Genomic DNA, 14815 nt, shown 5'->3' on the forward strand with positions numbered 1-14815 from the left:
CTGTGACCAGCACCGTGCTCGTTCTGTGGGATGTCGACCGCACCCTCGTGTACGTCGGCGAGACCGACCGCGCTGTTTACCGCGAGGCGTTCCGCCAGGTCGTCGGCCGTGAGGCGACGAAGCTTCCTGAACGGGGAACCGGCCGCACGATGCCACTGGCGGTGCGGGAGCTCCTGGCGGCGAATGACGTCGACTGCGGAGACGCCGAGCGCTTCGCAGAGCAGATCGTCGAGTTGCTGCCCCAACTCCTTGCCGCCAAGATCGGGCAGCTGCGTTCCGACGGCCTGCTCATGCCCGGCGCGACTGCCGCGCTCGCAGCAGTCGATGCCCATCCGGCCCTCGTACCCACCGTGGTCACCGGCAACTTGCAGCGCAGTGCGGAGATCAAGCTCCGTGCCTTCGCCCTGGACCAGTACGTCGATCTGGCCGTGGGTGGCTTCGCCTCCGACGACTCCCACCGGCCGGCGCTGGTAGGCATCGCCCAACGGCGGGCTGCTGCCCGGCACGGAACCGCCTTCGACCGCTCGAACACGGTGATCATCGGGGATTCACTCGAAGACGTGCGGACCGGAGCGGAAGGCGGAGCCGCCGTGATCGCCGTCGCCTCCGGCACCACCACGGCCGACCAACTTGCCGAAGCCGGGGCAGACCGCGTCCTCGACAGTCTGTGCGAGCCGCAGTCCGTGCTGCAAGCTATCGCGGAGCTCACGAGTCGTCGCCTGTAGGAGCCTGCCTCGTCCGAGGCCTGTACGCACCCAGTCGCAGAGCTGCCGCGGAGAGGGAGCGACGCTGTCGGCACTGCTCAGGGGGACTCGCTCCGTGGAACCGAGAACTTGGGCACGGACGCCAGCAGGCTGGCCCGGGACGAGTTGTCCTGGGCCAGCCTGCTGGCGTCGCAGATCGGTTCTACAGCTGCTCGGGCGTTCCGATTCCGAGGAGGTCCATGCCTTGGCGGAGAGTCTGGCCGGTGAGCCGGCAGAACAGCAGCCGGGTCTCCATGACCTCGCGACTGGGTGCCTTGAGGACGGGGCAGTGCTCGTAGAAGGTGGTGTAGGCCGACGCCAGGCTGTGCAGGTAGGCGCAGAGGCGGTGGGGCTCAAACGTCTCCGTGACCAGGTTGATGGTGGCGCCGAACTCGTCGAGGAGGAGGCCGAGGGCGCGCTCGGCGGGCTCCAGGGCGAGGTCCTGGTGGGCGGTCGGGGTGACGCCCTCGGGGGCCTTACGCAGAATGGACTGGATGCGGGCGTAGGCGTACTGGAGGTAGGTGCCGGTGTCGCCGTTGAGGGAGACCATGCGGTCGGTGTCGAAGACGTAGTCGCGGGTGCGTGAGGTCGACAGATCGGCGTACTTGACCGCGCCGATGCCAACCTGCTTGGCTCGGTCTTCGAGTTCCTCGGCGGCGAGTTGAGGGCTCTTCTCCGAGACGACGGTACGGGCTCGGTCGACGGCTTCGTCGAGAAGGCCCATGAGGCGTACGGTCTCGCCCGAGCGGGTCTTGAACGGCTTGCCGTCCTTGCCGAGGACGGTGCCGAAGCCGAGGTGCAGAGCGCGAACCTCGTCGGGGAGCCAGCCGGCGCGGCGGGCGGTCTCGAAGACCATCTGGAAGTGGAGGGCCTGGCGGGCGTCAACGATGTAGAGGAGCTGGTTGGCTCCGAGCATGCCGACGCGGTCACGGATGGCGGCGAGGTCGGTGGTGGCGTAGCCGTAGCCTCCATCGCTCTTCTGGACGATCAGTGGGGTCGGTTCGCCGTCGGGTCCCTTGATGTCGTCGAAGAAGACGCACAGGGCGCCGTCGGAGCGGACGGCGACGCCGGAGGCTTCGAGGTCCGCGCACACGTCGGCGAGCATGGGGTTGTAGTAGCTTTCGCCGACCGCGTCGGCGTCTTCGAGGAGGACGCCGAGGCGGGCGTAGACGGCTTCGAAGTAGACCTTCGACTCGTCGACCATGCCTTGCCAGGATGCGATGGTGTCGGCGTCGCCGGCCTGCAACTCCACGACGCGCCGGCGGGAGCGGTCGGCGAAGTCGGGGTCGCTGTCGAACTTGGCTCGTGATGCCTTGTAGAGGCGGTTGAGGCGGGACATCGACGGGCCGGTCTCGGCAGTCTCGGTGTCGTCGCCGAGCTCGTCGGGGTGCTCGATGAGGTACTGGATGAGCATGCCGAACTGGGTTCCCCAGTCGCCGAGATGGTTGCGCCGGATGACCTTCTCGCCGGTGAACTCCAGGGCGCGCACGAGCGCGTCACCGATGATCGTGGATCGAAGGTGGCCGACGTGCATTTCCTTGGCGATGTTCGGCTGGCTGTAGTCGATCACTGTGACACCGGGCTCGGCGGCACTGTGGACACCCAGCCGGGTGTCCACAGCACGAGCAGCCAAGCGCTCCAGGATCGCGCTGTCGGTGACGGTGACGTTGATGAAGCCCGGGCCGGAGATCTCCAGCTTCGTGATGATCTCGTCAACGGGCGCGTGTTCGAGGACGCGGGTGGCCACCTCGCGGGGGTTGGCCCGTAGAGGCTTGGCGAGGCTCATGATGCCGTTGGCCTGGAAGTCGGCGCGGTCGCTTCGTCGGAGCTGGGGGTCGCCTTCCGCGGCGTCGGGGAACGCAGTGGAGATCGCCTGAGCAAGGCGCTGCTGAAGCGCGTCGGCGATGGAGGTGACCGTAGCCATAGAACGAAGGACCACTTCTGTGAGAGGGCGGATCCGCGAACGAGCCGCGGGTGTCGCACAGCAGCCGCACCAGGTGAACGGTCGGCGCCGTGCGCTGATTATCCCATGCTCCCCGTGGACGAAGGCCGATTAAGTCCAGCCGGCGACCGCGTTGGTCGCTGCCAACAGAAGGAACGAGCAATGAACTTGAATGATCATCACTATCTGGCACTCGCCATTCCGCTATGCGTGGTCCGCGCGCTAGCGGAAGGCGGCGATCCAGTCTGGGAATTCGATCGAACGCACGGTGACGGAGCGGCTACGGTGGCAAGCCTGTGTGCGGCGCTCGGGAGGGGAGTGCGGTGAGCAGGGTCGTGAGGGGTGCGCGTGAATCGGGGAAGCTTGCGGCGTCTATTCGGCAGCTGTTCGACCGGGGAGGCGAAGGGGTTGCCTTCGACGGCCTCGATCTCGTAGACGTCGGTGGGCAGGTGCGTCGTTTCCAGCACCGCGGGCGTGATCTTGTGGCGAAGCTCCGGCCGCTTGAGGCCGCGCGCTCCGAGCGGGCCCTCGCTGCCGAGGCAGCGCACCGTCTGGGCCGATTGGTGGTCGACGGGTTCGGAACCGTCAAGGTCTGCGTCCCTGAGCTGGTTCCATTGCCCGGGCGGAGGGCTGCGCTGGTCTCCCCGTACCTGGGCACGCGCTTGTCCGTCGAAGACGACGGGGCGAGGGCCCTCTCCGTACCCGTCATCGCCGGCCTGCTGGTGGCCTTGCTCGATCGAGGAGTCGAGGCGTCGGGGTGCGTGCCACGGAACATGTTCCGCCGGAGTGGCGAGACGGTGCTGATCGACTGGGAGGACGCGCTTCTGGTGCCGGCCGGTGCCGCTCCGGACGGGCTGACCCTGATGAAGTGGGACATCGCCTGGTCCGACCTGCTCGGGCGCGATCTCAAGTTACGGGAGCGCATCCCTGTTTCGGCGCCGGACCGGGAGGTGGAGCTGGATGGATTCGAGGCCGTCCTCGCGGGATGGCTGACCCCGGCCATGACGCGGCGGGACGTCCGCGGTTACGGGATCAGGCTGACGCTCGCGAGTGAACTCCCCTTGGGTATAGGCAGATCGGCGAGCGCTGCCTCGCTGGGACACCTTGCTGAGGATGTCCTTCCTGCGGGGCTCGGCGTCTTCCACAGCGTGCTGACCGCGCGCCTGCGCGAGCAACGCGGCGAGGATGCCTACGCGTTCCTGCTCGGGCGGTTGGACGCCCTGGTGTCCGGCCAAAAGTCGGCCACTCCTTCGCTGGAGTTGGAGGGGCTGAGGCAGGCCTGGATGCTGGCGTTGTTCTCGGCTGCCGAGACACACCTCATACCCGTGCCGGGGCCGCCGTTGGAGCAACTGGCGGCGCGATTTGACCGGTTGGCGTTCACGAGCGGTTGGGCGGCGGCATGCGAGAGGGCCGCGGCGGCTGTGGAGATTACCAGCCGGCTCGCTGCCGTCATCCTTGCTGTCCTGCGGCTCGACGAGGAGCTGGACCTGCTGCTACGGGGATCGTGCGCCCAAGGTGTGGTGTCCCGTGGCAGCGATGTCGACTTCGAGCTGAGCTCGGCCACATACCCCGACGGCCACCGGCCGGTGGAGGACCTGCTGATCGAAGCGCTCGCCTGCCTCGGGCTGGCGGCCGAGGGATCCGCCGCGCGCCCGGCCGAGCGTGACCTCGTCAGCGCGGACAACCGTGCGAGCCGCGACCTGCACGAATGGTTGGAGCTCCGCCGGCCCGGCTCCGAACTCCAAGACCCGGGCTGGGCAACGGACTTGCTGCCCCAGCCATCCGCAGGTACTGTCGCTCGCCCGAGCCAGTACGAACAGCAGGGCCGCGAAAGCACTGCCAAGTACCTGTGGTTCGAGTCCCGGGCCGCGTTGGCGCGTCTTGCCTTCACCGCCTCGGACGTCTATCGGATGCCTGTGACCCTTGAGGGGCAGCTCGCCGTCATCCCGCAGGTGCTCGACGCAGAGGACGCGACCGAGCTGCGCGATCTCGTCCATGCCACGTTCGCCCTGCGGGAGAGGTCTGGCCTGGCGCGCCCGGGCGAGGACCAGCACATGGGCGAGATCGCCCGGCTCGCCGACCGGCTGGACCGATTCCGCCAGCGCGTTGGACTGCCCGGCCCAAGAGACCTGTGATTCCGGTACCGCCCCGATCCACACCATTCCCGACCGAGAGGTCCACCGTGATCAGTGACGCGATCCCACTCTCCACCAGCGACGCAGCGCATATCTCCTTCGCGGACGGCTATGTCTTCCACGTCCGCGGGGGCCAGATCACCGCCCCGGGCGAGCCGTGCCCGTGCGTCGGCCTGGAAGCGGTCCACCAGGTCACGGCCTACCGGGAGGCGTACCCGCAGTCCCAGTTGTCCCTGACCGACCAGTGCAACATGGCCTGCACGTACTGCTCGTTCCGCGACCGGGTCCACGCCGACGGCAAGCCCGTGACGATCCCCCTGGAGACGGTGGTGCAGGGCCTCGCGACCCACCGCAAGCGGCTCGGCGAGGAGAACGCGCGGTACAGCCGGATCGACTTCGGGCTCGCCGGCGAGACGATGCTGGTGCGCCACATGCACGAGGAGGTCCAGGCCCTGGTGGAGGAGGGCCTGGCCACGTCGCCGGTCAGCGTGGTGTGGGCCGGGCCGATGGTCACCAACGCGACGCTGTCGATGACGGCCGAACTCGCCGACCGGCTCGGCCCGCCCCAGGACATCAGCCTCGACGGTCCCAAGGACGTCCACGACCGGGTCCGCTTCTACACGGGCGACCGGGGCGGCACCTACGACCACGTGCGGCCCGTCCTGGACCAGGTACTGGCCCGCCACCCCGACATGGGCGTCTCCGCGGTGCTGACCGCGTACTGCACCGACTTCGTCGCGATCTTCCGCCACCTCTTCGAGGACGTCGGCGCCCGCAACATCTACATGAAGCCGGTCAACGCGACCCACGACAAGGACTACGCCCTCAACGCCGCCACGCTGCCGGCCTTCCGCCGGGGCTACGCAGACCTCGTCGAGCACATCCTCGGCCAGCCGCCGGAGGGCATCCTCGCCCGACTGCTCGCCCTGAACTCCGAGGACTTCTTCATGCGGTACTTCTACCGGGTGAAGGACCGCGCGGCGCAGGTCTACCGGTGCGGAGCAGGCAAGAGCGGCACGTACCTGGACACCAACGGCAACCTCTACCCCTGCGCGCACTTCATCGGGAAGTCCGGCTGGCACATCGGACACGCTTCCACCGGCGTCGAGGACAGCGAACGCAGCCGCTACCTCAACCTGGTCGTCGACGACCGCGACGGGTGCTCCACCTGCCCGTCGCGGTACGTCTGCGGCGGCGGCTGCTACTACCAGGCCGTGCTGGCGAACGGGGACATCACCAAGCCCGACGACGTCAAGTGCGACCTGATCCGGTTCCTCACCGACTTGGCGGTCCGTCTCGTCATCACGCTGCGCGAGAAGCACCCCGAGGTGCTGGACGCCCTCCCGGCCCCATACGGGCTCACCGACGAGGCCCTGACCGCACCCCCCGAGGCCGACTACGTGCCGGCGGCCCGCCTGCACGCGACCTCGGGCAACGAAGACGCGGTGCTCCCGCTGGTTGGGCCGGGTCGCCTCCGGGGAGGGTTGGTGAACCCGGAAGGCCTGCGCGCTCGGCTCTCGCTCGACGACGGTCACCTCGCGGTCCGTCTGGACTTCGGGGGCACGCCCAGCATCGTGCGTGCCGTCCGAGTCCGGCTGCAGCCGCTGGGATCGGGCACCTTCACCCTGCATGACCTCGCCGCCCAACAGTGGCCGGGCGAGCAGCAGCTGAGTTGCAGCCGCGACGGCGCCCAGTGGCTCCAGGCCCCGACCGCCCGCTTCCGCCGCGTTCCGCACCCCGACCCCATCTGGGAGGACGCCGTCGACGTCGACCTGTCCTGGACACCCCAGCAGGTGCGGCTCACGGTGCCCCTGCCCGCACAGGAGCTGGTGGCCGAGCTGGGGGTGAACGTGTTCGTCGACTTCGAGGACGGCGGCTGGACCGCCCTGACCCTGCACGAGCCGTTCGCGCTCCTCGACCGCTCCCGCGCCGGAGTCCTGCGGTTGTCGGGACCTGAAGCACCCGTGCACCCGGAAGCGGCCAGTGTGAACGGGCGGATGCCCGCCGGGCTCACCCCGATCGGCCGCTGGGCCGGCCTCCAGGGCAACACCTGCTGAGGGGTGGAACGGTGCGCATCCTCTTGACGACCCACCGATTCGCGGACGACGCCGCCGGCGGCACGGAGATCCTGGCCGATGACCTGGCCCAGGCGCTGAAAGCCCGTGGCCTGCACGTCAGTTGGCTTGCAGCGGGCGAACCGCCACCGCCGCACCGCCGCACGGCCGATGAGTACCTGAGCGTGCCCGCGGCCTTTGCCGACGACTACCCCGTCGGCTGGCTCGCCCAGGAGACGAAGCAGGCCCAACGCATCGCGCAGGTGCTCGCGACGCGCCCGGCCATCGATGTCGTTCACGTGCTGCACTTCAGCCGCATCGGCCTGGAGTTCCTGAACACTCCGTCCCTGCGAGGGGTGCCCGTCGTCGCGACGCTGACCGACTACACCGCGGTCTGCCCAGACCACCAGCTCGTCATCCGGTCCACCGGCACACAGTGCACCGCGACCGCGGCATCCCGGAACTGCGTCGGATGCCTCGACGCCCCCAAGAACGCTCTCGACGACGTGGAGCGATGGCGGGTACGGAACATCGCCTGGCTGAACGACCGAGTACAAGCCGTGTGGACTCAGACACCTCACCAAGCCGTGGAATTGGCAACAGCGGGCGTCGACATGGGCAAGATCGTCCGCGACCGGGCCCGCTACGGGCTGCCCGTCGGCTGGGCGCCGCTCACCGCCAGCGGACCCACTGGAGGCTACCTGCTGTTTCTGGGCAGATGCTCACCCGAGAAGGGCCTTCAGCTCCTGCTCGACGCCTACCGCAGCAGCCGCACCGAACTCCCGCTGGTGATCGCGACCGTGCCGGACGACGGCAGCTACGAGGAACAGATGCGCGCCGACGCTGCCGCGAACCCCCGGGTGCGCTGGCTTCCCCCGCACTCGCGCACCGAGGTCGGCCCGCTACTGGCCGACGCGCAGGCCCTGCTCGTGCCCTCGCAGTGGTGGGAGAACCACCCGCTCGTGGCGCACGAGGCACGGGCCCTGGGCGTTCCCGTGTGGTCCTCGGCGGTCCCGTCCATGCGCCACCTCGCCGACGACCCCGGCATCCACCTCGTCGAGGACTACCAGGACCCGGCCGCCTGGACGTGGGCGATCGAGACGGCATCCGAGCACCCGGCCCCCTGGGCGCCGTCGTTCGGCCGCCGGGCGCAGAAGTTCGAGCTGTTCGCCGACGAGACCGTCTCCGTGTACCGGAAGGTGGTAGCCAGATGATGCCCGAGGACACGCCGATCACGGTGCCCGAACGGTTCCAGAAGTTCCTCGTCACCGACGACTTCGACCGCTACGGCCTCACTCCCGGCCGGCCCACCCTCACTCCGCAGTACCTACAGGTGGAACTCACCGACCTGTGCAACCTCGCCTGCGCCGGCTGCCTGCGCGCCGTCCACGAGAGCAGCGGTGGCCACCTGTCGCTGGAAGTGTTCGTCGCGCTCCTTGACCAACTCCCCGACCTGGACCACGTCTCCTTCGTCGGCGGGGGAGAGGCACTGATCGTCGGTGACTTCGCCGCCTACGTCCAGTTGTGCACCGACCGTTCCGTCTTCACCTCGACGAACACCAATGGCCTGCTCGTACGCCGTCGGCTCCGGCCGGTCCTCGACGCCGGGCTCAGGCTGCTCGCCATCAGTGTCGATGGCGCGGACGACGTCACGCTCGGTCGGATGCGCTCAGGGTTGCGCCTCTCCCAACTGAGCACGGCCCTGCGAGAAGCTGTCAGGCTGACCGAAGGCCGGGCGACAGGGCTGTCCGCTGCGGTGACGCTCTCGACCGTGAACCTGGATCAGTTCCCGGCGATCGTCAACTTCGTTGCCGACCACGGTGTGAAGCGCGTGAGCGTGGAGAGCCTGCACCACTGGGGCGAGGACAAGACCCTCAACGCCGAGTCCCTGTTCGCCCTCCCACCACGGGACGTCGTGCCACACCTGGAGGTCGGCCTCGCGCGGGCCGACGAACTCGGTCTGCAGTTGTCGATCTTCGACTACTCCCGCCTCGCCTCCCCGGCCGCTGCGAATGCCGTGTGCCCCTGGCCGTGGGACGCCAGCTACATCACCAAGGACGGCGATGTCACGCCGTGCTGTGTCCACATGGAGTCCTCCCCGGGCAACGTGCTCGGCAACATCCACCAGACGCCGATGACCGAGATCTGGACCTCGCCGCCGTACCGGTCCCTACGGGACTCCTTCCTCCAGGGCCCCGCCTGGTCCTCGTGCGAAGGCTGCGTGTATCGAATGGAGTTCGGACGTGCTTGACCCCCAACCGCCCGCCCTGCTGAGCAGCCGGCCCGTCGGCGAAAGCCGGAAGATGCTGCACCGCGCGGTCGACCTCGGACTCGACTTCGCCACCGGCAAGCTGCGCGACCACCGCGTACTGCGGCACGCGACGGTCCAGCAACTCATCGACCAACTCTCCGAATCGATCCCCGTCACCGGGAGCAGCGACGACCAACTGATGAGCTCCCTGGGTGAGATCGCCCGCTGGTCGATCGCCCAGGCCGACCCGCGCTACCTCGCCTTCCCGGACACGGGCGACAGCCTCGCCGCTCTCGCGGCCGACATCGTCGCCACCTTCCTCAACCAGAACCTCATCGCCTTCGACCGCAGCGCGCCCGCCGCCAGTGTGATCGAAGCCCAGCTGATCACCTGGTTGCGGGAACTCATCGGCTACCAGGTCACGCCGTTGGCCGAGTACCAGGGACTCGCCTCGCTCGGCGGGATGTGGACCTCCGGCGGCAACATGAGCAACCACGTCGCCATCGCCGCCGCCCTCGCGCACACGTACCCCCAGGTCCGCCAAGGTGGCCTTCGCGCCCTTCCCGAACAGCCGGTGATCCTCCTCGCCGGCGGCGTCGAGCACTTCTCCTACCTCGCCGCCGCCCAAGCCCTCGGCCTCGGTAGGGACGGGCTGCTGTGGGCCGATGCCACCCCCGACTTCACCAGCGACCCTCGTTCCATCGGACACCTGCTTGCTGTCCCACCGCCCGGCAAGCGGATCTTCATGGTCGTCGGAGTCGCCGGGAACTGCCGCACCACGGGCATCGACGACCTGCAGGCACTCGCCGACCTCTGCCGGCTGCACGGCGTGTGGTTCCACGTCGACGCCTGCCACGGCGGAAGCCTGCTCTTCTCCGAGAAACTCAAGATCCAGCTCGCAGGCATCGAACGCGCTGACTCCGTCGCCCTCGACCCCCACAAGGGCCTGTTCGTCTCCTACCCCTCCAGCTACGCGCTCTTCCGCGACCCGGCCGCGCTCGGCAGCTTCGCCCGTTACCCGGACCGCGCCGAGGACCCCGACTGCCTCGACCTCGGGCTGATCACCCCTTTCTACGGATCCCGCGGCTTCGAGTCACTCAAGCTCTGGGCCCTGATGAAGCACCAGGGTACCGACGGCATCGGGCGGCTCGTCGAAGCCCGGCAGGCCACCTACCAGAGGATGGTCGACCTGCTGGATCGCACCGGCAGCTTCCGCATGCTCGGTACGTCCGACTTCTACCGGTGCGCGTTCGTCTTCCTGCCCACCCAAGTCGCCCACGTCCTCCAGGAGACCTACAGCCGACCGGAACTTCACCCCGCGGTGCGCGAACTCGTCTCCCGCTACACCGCGGCCTTCGCCGACCGCCTCTACCGCAGCGGCACCGTGGTCTTCGACCTCTTCGCCCTCCAGGACCTCGCCGATCGCATCGGACTCGGCACCGCTGCCAAGTACCAGGTTATGGGCATGTGCGTCGGCCATCCCCACATCGCCGACGAGGTCGAGCAGGAGATCGAGCAGGCCATCCTCGACCTCGCCCAGGAGTTCACCGCCGCCATGCTGACCGATGCCCGCACGATCCTCACCGCCCCGGCGCCGTCCGACGGTGGTGCGGCGGCGGCGGCGGCGGACGTGACCGGACCGGCGGGCTGGTGAGTGCCGTGACCTACCCGCCCGCGTTCACCATCGCCTACCTCGTCCACAGCGACGTCGAACTCCTGCGCCGCACCATCCCCACCACCCTGGACGCCCTGACCCGCGGCACCCACCACCCGTACGACCTGGTCCTCGTTGTGGACGGCGCCGAAACCGCGCCGGTCGAAGAAATCGCCGAACTCGCCTACTCCACCTGGGGATTCGACGAAGTGCGGCTACGCTGGCGCACCCGTCACCGGGCCTCTGGCGACCAGGCCAACAACATCCACACCCACTTCGTCACCGACAAGAGTCGCTTCCTGATCACCATCGAGGGCGACGTCGTCGCCTTCCGCGATCCGGGTGCCACGGACGTCCTCGCCGAGATCTCCGACACCTTCGACCGCTGCCCCCAACTCGCCCTCGCCCAGCGCATCGACGATCACGACTGCTGGCAGTGGCGACTCGAAGAAGCCGGTCCCGCCCTCAGCGCCGATACGCGCTCGGTCAACCGGGTCTCCTCCCACTTCCTGATCTACGACACCCACCGGGCACGGCCCGTCATGGCCGCAGCCGGCGGCATCCCCGGCGACCGGTTCCACGACGACGGCCAGAGCTGGATGAACTACGAGGACTGGCTCTCCCACACCTTCGCCCACCCGGCCGGGCCCGGCATCGGCTACCTTCACCAACTCTCGCTTCGGGTCTTCCACTGCGACGAGAAGACCGTTCTCGGCTCAGCCCACTACCGCCGAGACCTCGCGACCCGCCTGCGCGTCTTCGCTGAACGCGAGCAGCAGGCGAAGGAGGAGTTCCGTGCCTGACGACCGCCTCGTCCCCGCACCCGTCTTCATCCTGTCCCCGATCCGTTCGGGATCGACCCTGCTGCGCTGCCTGCTCGGTTCCCACCCTGACGTCCACGCCCCGCACGAACTCCACCTCGGCGGCCTCACCGTCACGGTCGACGACGAGTTCACCGACCTCGCCATGCGCACCCTCAACCACGAGCGCCAGGACCTCGAACACCTGCTGTGGGATCGACTGCTGCACAGCCAACTCACCGAATCCGGCAAGACCGTGTTCGCTGATAAGTCCCCCGGCAACGTCTTCATCTGGCAGCGGCTCGTCGACTGCTGGCCCGACGCCCGTTACATCATCCTGCGCCGCCACCCGGTGGCCATCGCCGACTCCATCCGCCGCGCAGGCGACGCCACCGATCTGGCCGAAGCCGCCGTCACCGTCGACAAGTTCGCCACCGCCCTCGACGAGGCCGCCGCCAACGTCCCCACCTCCATCAGCGTCACCTACGAACAGCTGACCGCGGAGCCGGAGGCCATCTGCAAGGCGCTGTGCAAGTACATCAGCATCCCCTGGGAGCCGACCATGCTCGACTACGGGCGCCACGACCACGGCCCGTTCATCTACGGCATCGGCGACTGGTCCCCCCAGATCATCTCCGGACGCATCCAGGACGCCACCCCGCCTCCCTCCGTTGCGACGACCCCACCGCTGCTCAAGCACTGGTGCGAGAAATGGGGCTATTCGGCGTGAACCGGTCACGCTCCGCTGCGGTCTTCTGGCTCATGGGCCTGCCGGCCTCCGGCAAGAGCACCCTCGCCCGCCGACTCCGCACCCACCTCCAACCCGAGCACCACGATTGCGGTCTCTACGACGCCGATGAGCAACGGGCCACCGGAATCCTGCGCGAACTCGGTTGGTCCCGAGAAGACCGCATTGCGACCATCGAGGCGCTCTCGCACGCCGCCAGTCGACACGCCGTGGGCATCGTCACGCTCGTGACCTCCACGCCAGTGGAACGACAGCTCGCCGCCGACCTCCTCGGCCAGCGACTCCACCTCATCCACGTTCGCGCACCCGAAGAACTCCGGTACGCCCGCGACGCCCTCCGACCCTCACCCGCCTACCGTGCGAACCCCGCACCTGACGCACCCGAGCTCTCCTGGACGGAACCCGAGTACCCGGAGCTCACCTTAACCACCACCGGTTTCGTCGATGTCTCGGTGAAAGCCCTCTGCACCTTCGCCGACAGCGTCCTACGGGGCGGTACTGAGTAGTGGATGACCGTCATGCGCCAGCGGGACGGCCCGGTGCGCAGCCACTATCAGGGCCGGGCAGAACGCCGTCCCGTATCTGCGGATCGACGTCGCTGGTCAACCGCTCACTACGAGGACGCTCGGCGACCGCGATGAAAGCCAGCTCCGAGAAGAAGAATCCGCCCAGCCGGTCTGCCTCGCACACCGCCGCGTACCACTTCTCGACCTCGGCCGTACTGACCGACCCCCGACCGTGCCTGGCGGCGGACAACATTGCCTTCCGGACCTCGCTGATCCGGTCGGCCGCGTGCCCTGACAGCTCGGTCGACCACGTCAACAACGGTTCGATACTCACCAGCCTCAACGGGCTCCGTGCGAGCAGCAGCCCGAGCTTCCGGCCGATCCGCCCGTCCGCGTGATCCATCCAGTTCTGCGCATCGTCCGCGAAGGTGTGGCAGAGCCGTCGATCAAGGTCTGCATCCGCGCCGGCGATCACCAGGGAGTCGAAGTCGACGTGTGCGAGGATCGCCCGCCCGCCCGGCCTCAGGATCCGTGCGACCTCGACCAGCATCCGCTCCGGGCGAGGCAAGCACTCGATGGTGTTGTACGAAACGACGATGTCTGCGCTCTCGTCCCCGCATGGAAGCGGGGTACGCAGGTCCGCTGCAAGCGTCACCACTGGACCGCGGTGCGCCTGGAGCTCCTGCCGCGCTTGCCTCAGGAACGTGACAGACCTGTCGATCCCGATCAGCGTGGCCTGGGGAGCCATCCGGCTTAGCGCGAGAAGCGTCGGTCCGGAACCGCAGCCGAGATCGATGACCTGGCTGTGGGCCGTCGGTGCGATCAGCTCGGCAAGCCGGGAATGGATCGCCTCGGCACTGTCGGACACGACACGACCCCATCCTCTCGTGGCCCGCCTGCGTTCCGGGCGGCAGCCCATCTAAGACATGTATGCACAATATGTGACAAACAAGACCATGTCCTTCTGTCGGCAGTCGCATTGGCGCGGGGGCTGCGTGGCACGGTCCCGGCGGATCAGGCGGGCGGGGCTGCTGCGTGCTGCCGCCCGGTTGGTGTACGGGCGGCAGCACGCGACTGGTCCGGCTGCCGTGGGTCACATCGCGGCGGCGAGCGGGCTCGTGGTCAGCTCGCTGATGCTCTCGGCCGCCTTACGGGTGTGGTAGATCAACGGGCGGAGGTCGGCGGGCATTTCGGTGGTTCGCCGAAGCAGGAGGACGGCGCCCATGATGGAGTCGTGCCACAGGACCGGGGCCGCGACGGAGTCCCAGCCGGGCATGCATTCCTGGCGGCCGACGCCGAAGCCGAGCCGACGGATCTCATCCAGGGACGCGGAGAGGGCATCGTTGTCGCGGATCACGCCGGGGCCGGCGGTGGGCGGGACTTCCTCGGCGAGGACCAGATCGCAGATGCTCTGGGGGAGGTGGGCGAGGATGACGCGTCCGGAGGCTCCGGTGCGCAGGGAGCGGGAGACGGAGACGACGTCCTCGGCGGACATGCCGACCTCGGCGGGGTCGAGGTCGCCGATGACGTAGTCGGTGCACAGCCGCTTGGCGCCGCCGAAGGGGGAGAGGACGTAGAGCAGGGCGAGGCCGCCGGTGGTGGCGTGGAGGCCTTCGAGGATCGTGTGGGTCGAGGCGGCGCTGGGGGAGTGGGTCATCGCTTGGACGCCGGCGCGGGCGGTGCCGGCGCCGAGGCGGTAGCGGCCCCGGCCGACCTGTTCGAAGGTGCCGTTGGTGACGCCGGTCTTCAGGATGCGGTGGGTGGTGGCGTCGTCGAGTCCGGCGGCGCCGGCGATGGCACGCAGGGAGTGGACCTCGCCGGGGAGTTGGGTGAAGGCGGCCTGGACGGCGAAGGCGCGGGCTGCGAGCGAGGACGGCGGCTTGCTCGACGATGCGTCCTGGTGCTGAGCGGGCACGGCGTCGGACGTGGTGGTGCTGGTGAGGGTCATGGGTGGCTTCCGGAGGTCGTCGCGCCGTCCGGCG

At 68.7% G+C, this 14815-nt stretch carries 12 protein-coding genes; 9 read left to right on the forward strand and 3 right to left on the reverse strand.

Features of this window, described 5'->3' with window-relative positions:
* Positions 1-2 precede the first annotated feature (2 nt).
* On the forward strand, positions 3-725 hold the full coding sequence (locus AB0D10_RS35720) for a haloacid dehalogenase-like hydrolase (RefSeq protein ID WP_360263771.1): 723 nt from the start codon (positions 3-5) through the stop codon (positions 723-725).
* 181 nt (positions 726-906) lie between these two features.
* Here AB0D10_RS35720 and argS read toward each other — a convergent pair whose 3' ends face one another.
* The gene (gene argS, locus AB0D10_RS35725) at positions 907-2667 is read right to left on the reverse strand and encodes an arginine--tRNA ligase (RefSeq protein ID WP_360263774.1); all 1761 of its coding nucleotides are present in this window, start codon (positions 2665-2667) and stop codon (positions 907-909) included.
* 341 nt (positions 2668-3008) lie between these two features.
* Here argS and AB0D10_RS35730 point away from each other — a divergent pair, with 341 nt between their 5' ends.
* Genes AB0D10_RS35730 through AB0D10_RS35765 form a run of 8 tightly spaced genes read left to right on the forward strand, consistent with a single transcriptional unit; the run spans position 3009 to position 12833 of the window.
* Positions 3009-4820, forward strand: coding sequence for a hypothetical protein (locus AB0D10_RS35730; RefSeq protein WP_360263777.1), 1812 nt, complete (start codon positions 3009-3011; stop codon positions 4818-4820).
* Positions 4821-4867: 47 nt separating this feature from the next.
* On the forward strand, positions 4868-6877 hold the full coding sequence (locus tag AB0D10_RS35735; protein WP_360263780.1) for an SPASM domain-containing protein: 2010 nt from the start codon (positions 4868-4870) through the stop codon (positions 6875-6877).
* Between the two features lie 23 nt (positions 6878-6900).
* The gene (locus tag AB0D10_RS35740; protein ID WP_360263783.1) at positions 6901-8088 is read left to right on the forward strand and encodes a glycosyltransferase; all 1188 of its coding nucleotides are present in this window, start codon (positions 6901-6903) and stop codon (positions 8086-8088) included.
* On the forward strand, positions 8085-9125 hold the full coding sequence (locus AB0D10_RS35745) for a radical SAM protein (RefSeq protein ID WP_360263786.1): 1041 nt from the start codon (positions 8085-8087) through the stop codon (positions 9123-9125). Before AB0D10_RS35740 ends, AB0D10_RS35745 begins: the two co-directional genes overlap by 4 nt.
* A complete protein-coding gene (locus AB0D10_RS35750) occupies positions 9118-10779 on the forward strand; it encodes a pyridoxal-dependent decarboxylase (RefSeq protein ID WP_360263789.1) in 1662 nt (553 codons plus the stop codon). The genes AB0D10_RS35745 and AB0D10_RS35750 overlap by 8 nt, the downstream gene beginning before the upstream one ends.
* 5 nt (positions 10780-10784) lie before the next feature.
* Positions 10785-11582, forward strand: a complete 798-nt coding sequence (locus AB0D10_RS35755) for a hypothetical protein (protein WP_360263791.1) — start codon at positions 10785-10787, stop codon at positions 11580-11582.
* Positions 11575-12309 (forward strand): sulfotransferase, encoded by a 735-nt coding sequence (locus AB0D10_RS35760; RefSeq protein WP_360263794.1) that lies wholly within the window; start codon positions 11575-11577, stop codon positions 12307-12309. The genes AB0D10_RS35755 and AB0D10_RS35760 overlap by 8 nt, the downstream gene beginning before the upstream one ends.
* Positions 12306-12833, forward strand: a complete 528-nt coding sequence (locus AB0D10_RS35765) for an adenylyl-sulfate kinase (protein WP_360263797.1) — start codon at positions 12306-12308, stop codon at positions 12831-12833. Before AB0D10_RS35760 ends, AB0D10_RS35765 begins: the two co-directional genes overlap by 4 nt.
* Before the next feature lie 10 nt (positions 12834-12843).
* On the opposite strand, the gene AB0D10_RS35770 is transcribed toward AB0D10_RS35765, so the two are convergent.
* Positions 12844-13701 (reverse strand): methyltransferase domain-containing protein, encoded by an 858-nt coding sequence (locus AB0D10_RS35770; protein WP_360263800.1) that lies wholly within the window; start codon positions 13699-13701, stop codon positions 12844-12846.
* A 225-nt stretch (positions 13702-13926) separates the two neighbouring features.
* Positions 13927-14781, reverse strand: coding sequence for an IclR family transcriptional regulator C-terminal domain-containing protein (locus AB0D10_RS35775; protein ID WP_360263803.1), 855 nt, complete (start codon positions 14779-14781; stop codon positions 13927-13929).
* Between the last annotated feature and the right edge of the window lie 34 nt (positions 14782-14815).

This window comes from Kitasatospora sp. NPDC048545 (assembly GCF_040651155.1).
Taxonomy (GTDB): Bacteria; Actinomycetota; Actinomycetes; order Streptomycetales; family Streptomycetaceae; genus Kitasatospora.

Excerpts from the sequence above, each read along its gene's own strand:
- argS (WP_360263774.1), bottom strand. The coding sequence starts at position 2,667 with ATGGCTACGGTCACCTCCATCGCCGACGCGCTTCAGCAGCGCCTTGCT.
- AB0D10_RS35745 (WP_360263786.1), top strand. The coding sequence starts at position 8,085 with ATGATGCCCGAGGACACGCCGATCACGGTGCCCGAACGGTTCCAGAAG.
- AB0D10_RS35775 (WP_360263803.1), bottom strand. The coding sequence starts at position 14,781 with ATGACCCTCACCAGCACCACCACGTCCGACGCCGTGCCCGCTCAGCAC.